General features: G+C 35.8%; 12 protein-coding genes and 1 pseudogene. 6 read left to right on the top strand and 7 right to left on the bottom strand.

The annotated features are described in order from the left end of the window. Positions 1-69 precede the first annotated feature (69 nt). The 4 genes from AC3IS6_RS22125 to AC3IS6_RS22110 all read right to left on the bottom strand — a co-directional run bounded on the left by AC3IS6_RS22125 (position 70) and on the right by AC3IS6_RS22110 (position 2404). Complete coding sequence (locus AC3IS6_RS22125; RefSeq protein ID WP_489162579.1) at positions 70-711, bottom strand: NAD(P)-dependent oxidoreductase; 642 nt, start codon at positions 709-711, stop codon at positions 70-72. Between the two features lie 56 nt (positions 712-767). Next, positions 768-1175, bottom strand: a complete 408-nt coding sequence (locus AC3IS6_RS22120; protein WP_489162578.1) for an Rrf2 family transcriptional regulator — start codon at positions 1173-1175, stop codon at positions 768-770. A 129-nt stretch (positions 1176-1304) separates the two neighbouring features. Further along, a complete protein-coding gene (locus AC3IS6_RS22115; RefSeq protein ID WP_489162576.1) occupies positions 1305-1784 on the bottom strand; it encodes a DoxX family protein in 480 nt (159 codons plus the stop codon). Positions 1785-1837: 53 nt separating this feature from the next. Beyond that, the gene (locus AC3IS6_RS22110) at positions 1838-2404 is read right to left on the bottom strand and encodes a Crp/Fnr family transcriptional regulator (RefSeq protein ID WP_489162574.1); all 567 of its coding nucleotides are present in this window, start codon (positions 2402-2404) and stop codon (positions 1838-1840) included. Between the two features lie 107 nt (positions 2405-2511). Between AC3IS6_RS22110 and AC3IS6_RS22105 the strand changes: the two genes are divergently transcribed. Both AC3IS6_RS22105 and AC3IS6_RS22100 read left to right on the top strand, forming a co-directional pair. Beyond that, on the top strand, positions 2512-3423 hold the full coding sequence (locus AC3IS6_RS22105; protein WP_173966146.1) for an AEC family transporter: 912 nt from the start codon (positions 2512-2514) through the stop codon (positions 3421-3423). A gap of 112 nt (positions 3424-3535) precedes the next feature. Next, positions 3536-4174, top strand: coding sequence for a peroxiredoxin (locus AC3IS6_RS22100; RefSeq protein WP_489162572.1), 639 nt, complete (start codon positions 3536-3538; stop codon positions 4172-4174). A 183-nt stretch (positions 4175-4357) separates the two neighbouring features. Here AC3IS6_RS22100 and AC3IS6_RS22095 read toward each other — a convergent pair whose 3' ends face one another. From AC3IS6_RS22095 to AC3IS6_RS22085, 3 genes are all read right to left on the bottom strand, one after another. Continuing rightward, positions 4358-6595: a cation:proton antiporter gene (locus AC3IS6_RS22095; RefSeq protein ID WP_489162571.1), complete on the bottom strand. Its 2238-nt coding sequence runs from the start codon at positions 6593-6595 to the stop codon at positions 4358-4360. 231 nt (positions 6596-6826) lie between these two features. Beyond that, positions 6827-8173 (bottom strand): adenylosuccinate lyase, encoded by a 1347-nt coding sequence (gene purB / locus AC3IS6_RS22090; protein WP_489162570.1) that lies wholly within the window; start codon positions 8171-8173, stop codon positions 6827-6829. Between the two features lie 198 nt (positions 8174-8371). Then, on the bottom strand, positions 8372-9070 hold the full coding sequence (locus tag AC3IS6_RS22085; RefSeq protein WP_489162569.1) for an SIR2 family NAD-dependent protein deacylase: 699 nt from the start codon (positions 9068-9070) through the stop codon (positions 8372-8374). A 172-nt stretch (positions 9071-9242) separates the two neighbouring features. Between AC3IS6_RS22085 and cysC the strand changes: the two are divergent. The 4 genes and pseudogenes from cysC to AC3IS6_RS22065 all read left to right on the top strand — a co-directional run. Continuing rightward, a pseudogene (gene cysC / locus AC3IS6_RS22080) lies at positions 9243-9782 on the top strand (adenylyl-sulfate kinase); the annotation flags it as partial. Positions 9783-9909: 127 nt separating this feature from the next. Next, positions 9910-10593, top strand: a complete 684-nt coding sequence (locus AC3IS6_RS22075; protein WP_489162567.1) for an aspartyl/asparaginyl beta-hydroxylase domain-containing protein — start codon at positions 9910-9912, stop codon at positions 10591-10593. Positions 10594-10602: 9 nt separating this feature from the next. Continuing rightward, complete coding sequence (locus tag AC3IS6_RS22070) at positions 10603-11571, top strand: sulfotransferase family protein (RefSeq protein ID WP_489162565.1); 969 nt, start codon at positions 10603-10605, stop codon at positions 11569-11571. 63 nt (positions 11572-11634) lie between these two features. Continuing rightward, positions 11635-12306, top strand: coding sequence for a TrmH family RNA methyltransferase (locus tag AC3IS6_RS22065; protein WP_489162564.1), 672 nt, complete (start codon positions 11635-11637; stop codon positions 12304-12306). The last annotated feature ends 155 nt before the right edge of the window (positions 12307-12461 follow it).

The following is a 12461-nucleotide window of genomic DNA, read 5'->3' as shown; positions in this document are numbered from 1 at the left end:
TGCAAAGGGACAGAGGTACAAAGAGAAAAAACCTTTGCGGCTTTGTCTCTTTGCCCCTTAAATAATTTCTTAATAAGCTGCTGTAAAACGAACCTGGTGGTGTTTTGGGGTTTCGGTTTCGTCAGCAATTACAACTGCAAGATCTTCTACAGATAAAATACTTCTTTGTTCGTCATTAAAAACCGGATTTTCCAAGCCTAAGCGGTATTTTCCTGTTCTTCCGGTGGTAATACCCTGGTGCATTTCGAAAGCCGGACTAAAGAATGCCCAATCAAGTTCTTTTTCTTCTTTTAGAAGGTTTAAATAATCTCTCGCGGCAGATGCTCCGGCGTGGTATTCTTTTGGGAAGTCCGGGGTATCAACAGCTTGTAAGCCAGGAGCTACAAATAAACTTCCAGCTCCTCCTATGGTAATGAAACGTTTTACACCGGATTTTTTTACTGCTTCCTGAATTGCTTTTGATCCGGCAATAAAGTCGTCGTAGATATTTGGGTTGGTCCATCCTGAGTTGTACGCATTAGCAACGACGTCATTTCCTTTTAAAATTTCTGCCAGAGCGTCTACATTAAAAATGTCTGCGCTTTTCCAGGTCACATTTGCTTTGTCTTTTGGGTTTCTGGCAATGGCAGTAATCTGATGATTTCTGCTTGTAATTTCGTTTAAAATAGCTGTACCAACAAATCCGGTTGCTCCAATAATTGCGATTTTCATAATATATAAATTTAATTAGTAATAAAAAATGTTACAGTTTTGTTTAAAAAAATAGTTTAGAATTGATTAGAAAAATCTTCCAATGAGATTCCTTCTAATTGTAAACTAACTTTTTGATTCATTTCAGCGTATAAAGTACTCAAATTTTGATTGATCTTTTTTCCAACCGGGCAATCGGGATTAGGCTGATTTTTGGCATAACCCAGATTAATGGTCTCAAAAGTCATTTCAAATATTTCTTTTAATGTAATCTTCGAAGGGTCGACAGCTAGTTTTGTACCACCGTTTTTGCCTTCCTTACTTTCCACAATATGATGTGCTTTTAAATTGGCAATTTCTTTTCTCACCAATACCGGATTCAGATTGATACTTCCTGCAATAAACTCCGAGGATAAAAAATCATTCGGGAATTTAGTGAGTAAAGTTAAAATGTGAATCGTTATGGCAAACTTACCTGAAATCATACTGTAATAAAATATGTTACAAATTTAAGGTGTTTTTTGAAATAAAAAAAAGTTTTAACTAAAAATTAATTTTTCACACAAGAAAAGCTGCAACCTAATTTTAGAACAAAATGTGGTAAAGGGCTTGTTTTAGTGAGCGGTAACACGTTTATGGAGCGCCTGATTTCTGATAGAAGAAAAATAAACCCAAACGATAAACAAAAGCTGCAGCGGTACTCTAAACCATAAATAGGAGAGACTTTTACCGTTGTAACTGGCCGTTTGCAGATTGATACTATGGCTGGCCGCATAGATGTTTGCAGGGAGCAAAACGATAAAAAAGAGTACAAGCAGTTTGGCAGTAAGTAATCTCGTTTTTGGAATCAATAGCCCCACTGCTGCTAACAGTTCTATAACTCCTGTTGTGTAAACAATTACGGTAGGCCAAGGCAAAAAAGAGACCATCATGACCATACCTTTGGTAAATACAAAATGACTTACAGCTGTAAATGCAAGCATGGCTGCCATGGCAATTCTGGCTGCCATTGAGATTTCAAATCTTTTTGAAGTAAGTTTTACAAAGAGCAGTGCAATTGTAAAGACACCTAGTAACACAATTAAAGTTTCCATATCTTTTTTTTACAAAGTTGCGTAGTAAAGGGATCTGAAACAATGAACCAGGGTTAAGAAATACGTTTTCTTATTCTGCTCAATGCCTGTGGAGTGATACCAATATAAGAGGCAAGGTATTTTTGAGGAATCCTTTGTATGAGTTGTGGTTGCTCGGTAAAAAGGTTGAGATAACGCTGCTCAGCCGAGTCGTTAAGCAGTGAAAGTTCTCTTTTGGCTTTTTTAAGAAACAGCCCTTCGCTTGCAATGCGTCCAATGGTATTGCCAATTTTAGTTTCGGTATAAACATCCTGTAGATCTTCATAGGATATGCGCCAAAGAACCGTTTCTGAGAGCGTTTCGATTGTATAATTTACCGGTAATCTGGTGATAAAGGAATCGTAACCACTTGTAAATTCGCCATCAAACACAAAGGTAAAAGTGAGGTCATGATCTTCACCGGGAATGTAATATCTCACCAAACCTTTTTCTACAAATGAGAGGTAGTTTTCGATTGTGCCTGTTTCAAGTACTGACGTTTTCTTTGAAAATTCCTGACGTACAAGTTTGGATGAAAAAATATTCCATTCGGTATCCGAAAGCTTGATTATTCGCTCAAAATTGTCTCGTATTAACTGCATTTGTTTTTTGGAATTAGAACTTAAAAGTAACAAAAAACTTAGAGAAGTGATTTAAAATGTTTTATACATCAGATAATAAATGTCTATTTTTGTCAGGACTCAACGATATGAACAACTTTATTCAAATATTTCTATTTCTTGCTTTGGGCTTGTTTTTGCAGCATATTAAGCAATTTCCAACTCATATTTATAAGGTTTTAAATAAGGTTGTCCTTTACGTTTGTCTACCCGCAATAACTCTGTATCATATTCCGAAAATAAGATGGAGTAATGAATTACTGTTTCCGATACTATCAGGTTGGATTAGCTTTTTACTGGCTTTTGCGTTTTTTCATTTTCTAGGCAGAAGATTGGGCTGGTCAAACAGATTAATTGGCTGTTTGATTTTAACTGCCGGATTAAGTAATTCTTCTTTTTTGGGATACCCTATTATTGAAGCTCTGTTTGGGAAGAAGGGTTTAGAAACGGCAATTCTTGTCGATCAGCCGGGCACTTTTGTGGTGGTTTCGACGCTGGGGGTTTTTGTAGCCGCTTTTTATTCTAAAGGCAGTGCGGATTCTTTTAGCATATTCAAGAAAATAATTTTATTTCCTCCGTTTGTTACTTTTGTGACAGCCTGTCTGCTGAATGTCTTCGAATACGATTTAGATTTGAATGTTCAGTCTGTTTTATTGAAAGTGGGAAGTTTTGTAACCCCTTTGGCTTTACTCTCTGTGGGATTACAGCTTACTTTTGACCGAAAAAGCCAACATTGGCAATTTCTGCGTCTCGGACTTTTCTTCCGGCTTATAGCAGTTCCTTTTGTTATTTTGGTTTTGTACGTTTTTATTCTCGGACAACATTCCGAAGCTATTAAAATTACTATAATGGAAATGGCAATGGCTCCTATGATTACAGGTGCAATCTTAGCTTCGACTTATGGATTAAAGCCAAAATTGAGCAGTATGATGATTGGTTTCGGAATACCAATTTCGTTTATCACTCTTGCTGTCTGGTATTGTATAGTACATTTTATTTAGCTTTAAATACTAATTAGACAGAGTAAATAGAACTTTAACGTTTTTTTAGAAAATCAGTGTTTTCGTTGTTCTTTTTTTGACTAATTTTAGAGAAACTAAAAAATATACAATTATGTCAACATTAAGATTAGGAGATATTGCTCCGGATTTTCATGCAGAAACAACCGAAGGACCAATTGATTTTCATGAATGGTTGGGAGATTCCTGGGGTGTTTTATTCTCGCATCCATCTGATTTTACTCCGGTATGTACTACCGAATTAGGGACAGTTGCCAATTATCTTCCGGAATTTACCAAAAGAAATACAAAAGTTATCGCACTGAGTGTGGATGGTTTGGAGTCCCATTTAGAGTGGATTAAAGACATCAATGAAACCCAGAATACAACGGTTAATTTTCCGATAATTGCCGACGAAGATAAAAGAATTGCAACTTTATACGATATGCTGCATCCCAATGCAAGTGATAAATTCACCGTACGTTCTGTGTTTGTAATTGGTGCCGATAAAAAAATAAAATTAACCTTAACATATCCGGCTTCAACAGGAAGAAATTTTGATGAATTGCTTCGTGTAATTGACAGTTTGCAATTAACAGCCAATTATAGTGTAGCAACTCCTGCTAACTGGAAGGACGGAGAAGACGTTGTGATTACACCGGCAGTTCCGGATAGTGATATTGCTGCAAAATTCCCAAAAGGATATACACCGATAAAACCTTATTTGCGTATTACACCGCAGCCGAATAAGTAAGGGACTAAGCTTCTAAGGTACTGAGGTTCTTAGGAACTAAGTTGCTAAGGCACAGGATTTTTTCTTATGGATTTTTGTAAATATTATAGTGTTGAGAGACTAAGTGTTTTCAGTAAGTAAGTTAAAAGACTAAGGTTCTAAGGTAAGAAGTTTTATAATTTCAAACCTTAGAACCTTAGTGTCTTAGAACCTCTTCATAAGCTCGGCCATTCGTTTTTTATCGCCAACAACCCAGATGATATCATCTTTTTCCAGAATTAAATGAGATTCCGGATTTAAAATACGATTACCGTTTCTTTCAATTCCCACAACAAGACCACCGGTTTTTCCTCTAAATTGTCCGATACTTTTTTGTACAAAATCTTCGTGAGCAATCTCCAACTGGCGAAGTACAACTTCAGATTCTTCTACGTTTGCAGGAGCTTCAATTTCGTTTTGATTGAGATATTTATTGAATTCAGTGACCTGAGCATCTGTACCAATAACGCAAATTTCATCGCCAGGGAAAAGACGTTCGTTTTTAGTTGGAATTGGAATCGTGATATCCCCTCGTTTGATGTAAGCAATATTGATTCCCATTGATTCTCTAATACGCAATTCTTCAAGGGTTTTGCCCACTAAATTTGATTCGGTTCCAATATCAAAAAATGACATGTGACCGTCCCATGGCATTAAATTAGCATAACGTCTGTCAATTTTTTTGTTTTCACGATCGTTTAAATTCTTTAGAAAGTGATTTTCAATTTTATGATATTGTTCGTTTAGTTTTTTAGGGAATATTTGGTAGACCACAACGGCAACCACCAGAGCAACCAAAGCGACTAAAGGAGAGAAGAAGATGTTTAGCAAGAATCCAATTAAGAACAAACCAAGACTCATCCTAATTAGAATCAACATTAAAATTGCACCACGATATTTGCGTTCTTCCCATAAAGTATCGACTTCTTCTACCGCAACTCTTCGAAGTGAGAGTGCCCATAAAAATGGAGCAATAATTACCAGGGTAATAAGTGCTGCCAATGTATTTCCGAATCTTGTTTCTGCGACCAAAGGCGCGACAAATTTTACTGATAATAAAATAATAGCCGTGATAATGATAGTATGTAAAACGATTTGAATGATATAAGCATTTAGTACTTTTTGCCAGATACTGACTGATTTTATGGCCTGAGCATTGACACTGTAACGGTTGATGTTTTTAACCCATTTTCGAGGAAGTTTTCGTTCCAGAAAATCAGAAAACGGCACAGCATATTTTACCATAAATGGCGTTGTAAAAGTAGTGATGGCGGAAACAGCAACAACTACAGGATATAAAAAAGAACTTGTTACGTTCAAAGTCATTCCCAAAGTAGCAATGATAAACGAGAACTCTCCAATTTGCGATAAACTCATTCCCGTTTGTACGGATTGTTTTAAGGGCTGACCGGCCAGTAAGGCCCCAATAGTTGAACTTACAGATTGACCAATGATGGTCACAAAAGTTAATATAGCGACTGGCAGTGCATGTGTGTATAACATTTTAGGGTCAATAAGCATACCAACGGATACAAAGAAAATAGCCCCAAATAAATCTTTTACAGGTTTAATAAGGTGTTCAATATGTTCTGCCTGCGTAGTTTCGGCAATAATTGAGCCCATGATAAAAGCACCCAATGCTGGTGAAAAACCTACGTTTGCAGCAAAACTCACCATCGTTAAACAAAGGGCAAGCGAAATGATCAGCAGCATTTCGTCAGTCAGTAAATGTTTGGCTTTTTTAAGCAATGTTGGGATAAAAAAGATTCCGCCCAGAAACCATACGGTCAGGAAGAAAATCAGTTTCAAAACAGACATCATCAGCTCGCCTCCCGAAAATTGCTGACTTACCGCAATAGTAGACAATAATACCATCATTAAAATAGCAACAAGATCCTGTACAATTAAAGACCCGATTACAATTCCGGCAAATTTTTGAGCTTTTACGCCCAGTTCATCAAAAGTCTTTAGTATAATAGTCGTAGAGGAAATAGAGAGTATGACCCCTAAAAAGATACTGTCCATTTGCGCCCATCCCATCCAACGCCCGACCATATAACCAATTACGACCATAGTGATGATTTGAGTAATGGCTGTTATAGATGCTGTACCGCCGACTTTCATTAGTTTTTTGAAACTAAATTCGAGACCTAAGCTAAATAATAAGATGATTACACCAATTTCTGCCCAGACTTCAACACTTTTCATTTCGGTAATGGTAGGAAAGAAATCAAAATGATTTCCTGCCAGAAAACCGGCAATTAAATACCCTAAAACTAAGGGCTGTTTGATTAATCTAAATAATAAAACAGCAATTCCTGCAGTCAGTAGGATTAGACCTAAGTCGCTAATTAAGGGTTGTAAATGGTGGGTAGTTTCTGCAGCGGCATTTAAGGCGATCATAGAGTAGTGTTTTTTGTTAAGGAAATCATTCAGCTTGTTGTTTCAGTTTTTTTGTTAAAAAAAACAGTTTTCTGAAAGAACAGCTTTTCAATGTAAATTATGTTCACTCACAACTCCTTCAAAAAATAAAAAGGGGAGTGAAATCGTCCGGCTAATTTTTTAGTACGATTTGTAAATAAAAAAAGCTATCGATAAAGATAGCTTTTTTTGCGAAAATATTATAGGTTTTCTTTAGATTCCTACATAGTTGCTAGGGGTAATGGCCATTAATTCGGCTCTAACAGCATCAGAAACTTCTAAAGTTGCAATAAAATTATGAATAGCTTTTTTGTCAATTGCTTCATTTGTTCTGGTCAAACCTTTCAAAGCCTCATAAGGATTTGGATAGGCTTCACGACGTAAAATTGTCTGAATTGCTTCGGCTACAACAGCCCAGTTTTTTTCTAAATCTTCAGCAAATTTAGCCTCGTTTAGTAATAGTTTGTTTAAACCTTTTAAAGAAGCTTCAAAAGCAATAATTGTGTGTCCCATAGGAACTCCAATGTTACGTAAAACAGTACTGTCTGTTAAATCGCGCTGTAATCTTGAAACCGGTAATTTTGCTGCCAAATGTTCAAAAATAGCATTGGCAATTCCTAAGTTTCCTTCTGAATTTTCAAAATCAATAGGGTTTACTTTATGTGGCATAGCAGACGAACCAATTTCTCCTGCTTTGATTTTTTGTTTAAAGTAATCCATCGAAACATACGTCCAGATATCACGATCTAAGTCGATGATAATTGTATTGATTCTTTTTAAAGCATCAAAAAATGCAGCAAAATGATCGTAATGTTCGATTTGAGTGGTTGGGAATGAATGGTGTAAGCCTAAATCAGTTTCTACAAATTTATTACCAAATTGTTTCCAGTCGATTTGTGGGTAAGCTACATGGTGTGCATTGTAGTTTCCGGTTGCACCACCAAATTTAGCGGCAAACGGAATGTTAAATAACAAACGCATTTGCTCTTCTAAACGCTCTACAAAAACTAAAATTTCTTTCCCTAAACGAGTAGGCGAAGCTGGCTGTCCGTGTGTGCGGGCCAACATTGGAATGTCTTTCCATTCTACGCTTAATTCTTTTAATTTAGAAATTAAAGCAATTAGCGAAGGCATATAAACCTGCTCAAAAGCTTCTTTTGTAGAAAGCGGAATCGCAGTATTGTTAATGTCCTGAGACGTTAATCCGAAGTGAATGAATTCTTTGTATTGAGATAAGCCCAGTTTTTCAAAAGAATCTTTGATAAAGTATTCCACAGCTTTTACATCATGGTTGGTTACTTTTTCGGTTTCCTTAATCCAAAGCGCATCTTCAGTAGAGAAATTTTTGTAGATATTTCTCAAACTGTCAAACAAATCAGGGTTTATGCCAGAAAGTTGCGGTAAAGGCACTTCGCATAAAGCGATGAAATATTCAACTTCAACCAATACACGGTATTTGATTAGAGCTTCTTCTGAGAAAAATGGTGCTAATGAAAGGGTTTTATTTCTATATCTTCCATCAATTGGAGATATAGCATTCAATTCGTTTAAAGTTGTCATTGTTATGTTGTTTGTTCGAAAGGCACAAATATAAACAGAATTTGCGAATTAGAAGTAGTCTACAGGTCAATTGAAGGCATTTAAAAGGTAAAAGAAACACAAATTTCACTAATTTATACAGATCAATTAATTTATAAATAATCAATTGGTTTGAAAGAAATCATCTTCGTGTTAATTTGTGAAATTTGTGTTCAATAATTATGTGCTTGAAATTGATTTTAGTTTGTTTCTAAATTCAGCAACACCTTCTGAAGCAATTTTAGAAATTACTTCCACTTTGTTCCGGATATTCGGGATCGCAATTGGATTCGGATCAATATAAAAAACGGGAGTAATTGAATGGGTATATGAAATTAATCCTGCGGCTGGATATACTTGTAAAGATGTTCCAATGACTGCAAAATAATCTGCCGTTTCGGTAATTTCGATTGCTTCTTCAAGGGCCGGAACATCTTCGCCAAACCAAACAATATGAGGGCGTAACTGATGTCCGTTTTTATCTGTGTCGCCTGTAAATAAATCGTCGGTCCAATCTAGAATTATATTTCGGTTTTTGGAGCTTCGAACCTTTAGTAATTCTCCATGCAAATGCAATATTTTTGTACTTCCGGCACGTTCGTGTAAATCATCTACATTTTGAGTAATAATGTGTACGTCAAAATCCTGTTCTAATTCGGCCAGAATTTTATGCCCGGCATTGGGTTCTACTTCCTTAAGTTGTTGACGTCTTTTGTTGTAAAAGTCAAGAACCAATTCCTGATTTTTTCGCCAGCCTTCAGGAGTGGCGACCTCCATTACATCATGGCCTTCCCATAAGCCATCACTGTCGCGAAAAGTTTTGATTCCGCTTTCGGCACTAATCCCGGCTCCGGTTAAAACAACTAACTTCTTTTTCATCTTGCTATAATTAAAGGATAAAAATAGTGATTTACTTATTCATTTTTGGAGAAAAGCAATATGGTCCGTAGAATTCTTCTAGTAGTTTGGATGTACCATAAAAGCGTATTTATACTTGTTGTTTGAGTCTTGCAAATGATTTAGTTTTAGTGAGAAATATAAAGAAAAGAGTTTTTCAATGATTTTAATACAATTTACAGGATTATCGGGTTCGGGTAAAACAACGTTGGCTGAAAATGTTCGACAGCTTTTATTAGAAAAAAAATATAAAGTCGAGATAATTGATGGCGATGTTTATCGGAAAACAATCTGCAGAGATCTGGGATTCTCTAAAGAAGACCGCTGCGAGAATGTCAGACGTCTTTTTAATGTCGGACGAAATTTTGTCGGATCGGATACGATTGTTTTGATGTCGGTCATAAATCCATATGAGAATCTGAGAAATGAACTTAGAAATCATGAGTTTGTCAGAACCGTTTATTTAGATTGTTCGATCACTAATTTAATCAAAAGAGATCCAAAAGGACTCTATAAAAAAGCATTGTTACCAGATAACGACCGTGATAAAATAAATAATTTTACAGGAATAAGTGATGTCTTCGAAGTTCCTGCAAACGCTGATTTAGTGTTGAAAACCGATTTTGAAACGGTCTCTTTTTCAACCCATAAACTGTATGATTTTATTATAGACAGTTTGCCTGATTTGGCTTAACTTTTAATAGCTGCAGGTTTTCTAATTGTATTTGTTTTACTTATTTCTTTGATGATAAAGCTTTTGTAAAATTTATATATTTACAGGCCCCAAAGAATACTTACTAATTTAATTTTTTATAAAGCATATGAATCCTTCCTCGAGTAAACTTCCCGTTTCTTTTTCAATAGAACAATTGCAGAAAGAATTTGCTTTATGTGAAAACGATTTATGGACGCCTCATTTTAATACCGGCCGTTATGAAGGCAATTGGACAAGTGTGTCTTTAAGGTCACAGTCCGGTTTGATAAACGATATCACTTCTTTTGCTAATACAGATTATAAGAATACAGAGTTGCTGGATCGGTGTCATTATTTTAAAGAGATTATGGATTGGTTTCAATGCGAAAAGGAGGCCGTGCGATTACTTCGCTTAGGACCTCAAAGCGAAATAAAAGAGCATACCGATAATGATACCTCTTATGAAGATGGATTTTTTAGAATTCATGTTCCGATTATAACAAATCCTGAGGTGTTCTTTTATGTAGATAAAAAACGGGTCCCTATGGAAATGGGAGAGTGTTGGTATGCTAATTTTCAGCTTCCACATAGCGTAGCAAACAAAAGTTCTGAAGCGCGTATCCATCTCACACTGGATTGTATCAGAAATGAGTGGTCTGATAGATTATTCACGGATATGGGGTTTGATATTCATTATTCCCGAAAAAAAGAACAGTATTCTGACGAGATAAAACAACAGATTATTGCGGAACTTTCCCGAAACCCTTCGGCAGCAGGAGCTCAGATTATTAACGATTTACAATCAAAATAAGTGCTGAAAATGAAAAATACAAATCATCCTTTATTTAATTGGATTCCCTATAAGCTGGTCGAGAAAGAAAATGAGATTTATCTGGAATGGCTGTATCTGGACGACAAAACGTATGTTGATCCTTTTTTTGATGAAACCATTTCTAAATGTAAAAGTCATGCCTATAATTCGAGTTTATTTAAAACCGTTAGCACTGTTGAAAATTTAATTGAGTGGTCTCAAGAGCTTGTTTCGGTTGAATTAAAGTCGTTGGTGTTTCATGTTTCCCGATGTGGATCTACAATGTTAAGTCAGTCTCTGGCTACTTCGGCTGAAAACATTATGATTTCGGAAGCGCCTCTTATCGATGCAATTTTAAGAAGCCCTAATTTTGGTTTAGAGAAGAAAAGTGTGCTTTTAAAAGCAGTTTTAGCCTTCTTAGGTCAGAAAAGATTTTCGGAACAAAAAAATTTGATTGTAAAGCTTGATGCCTGGCATATTTTTAAAGCGGGTTATCTGAGATCGATATTTCCGGAATTGCCTTTTGCCTTGCTCTATAGAAATCCCACCGAGGTTTTAAAATCCCACCAAAAAATGATGGGAATGCATATGGTGCCGAATTTGTTACCACCTGATGTTTTTGGAATTTCTGCCAAAGAAATCAGTGAAATTAGTTTTCAGCAATACGGAGCCTTGGTACTGGAGAAATATTTTCAGGGTTTTCTGGATTTTTATGAAGGAGATCAGAATGTTGTAAAACTCAATTATAACGATGGAATGAAAGGTGTCATAGAAAATTTTATATCATTTATTGATATTGATTATAGTATTAGTGAACTTAAGGAGATGTATGAGCGACTTAATACACATTCTAAAAATGAAAAAGCAGTTTTTAAAGGGGATTCTTTTAATGAAGAAGCCTTGGAGATCGATTTAACATTGGTAAATGGTTTACATGAGAGACTGGGGAATATTCTATTAGAGGATGTGGCGCATTGAAAATAATCCTTAATTTTTCTTTCTGTTTATTTATAATGTATTTTTGCGACAAATAAGATTGAAATGATTGATTTAGATTACCTCGCTTTCCTTGAAAATATATTAACCGATAACCGAAAAGAAAAATTTCTGAAAGTACTCGGAAACCGTACAAAGCACTTTACAATTGCGGTAGAAGATGTTTTTCAGATGCACAATACAAGCGCCGTGATGCGCAGTTGTGAGGTTTTTGGAATTCAGGAACTTAATGTGATCGAACAACGTTACGGAAAGAAAATTGATAAAGAAATTGCGATGGGAGCCCAAAAATGGGTAGATATTCATCAGTATGATTCTGTTAGTACTTGCATTTCTACGTTAAAAGATCAAGGATATCAAATTATTGCTACAACGCCTCATGAAAATGATTGTTTGCTGGAAGATTTTGATATTACAAAACCGAGTGCATTATTCTTCGGAACGGAGAGAGACGGATTGTCACAGGAAATTTTAGATAAAGCAGATGGTTTTCTTAAAATACCAATGGTAGGTTTTACAGAGAGCTTGAATATTTCTGTTTCGGCAGCTATCATCATTCAAAACCTAACAAACCGATTACAAAAATCAGATATTGACTGGCATTTATCGGAACAAGAAATTCTGGAGAAACGTTTGGCCTGGGCGAAAAATTCGATTAAAGATATTAAACGAATTGAAGCAAGGTACTACGAAGAGAATCCTAAGGATAAAGTATAATTTTTTTTGAATCTCGCAAAGTCGCGAAGTCGCAAAGGTTTTCTCATTTTATGTCATTTCGAGGGACGAGAAATCTCCGTTAGAAGCTCCGTAAAGAGATTCCAAGCTTTGTGGAGCTTCTAACGGAGATTTCTCGTCCCTCGAAATGACAAACT

It is taken from the genome of Flavobacterium sp. KH_035 (assembly GCF_057839565.1).
Note: the sequence above shows the minus strand (reverse complement) of the source record. Positions and strands in the feature narration are given on the sequence as shown.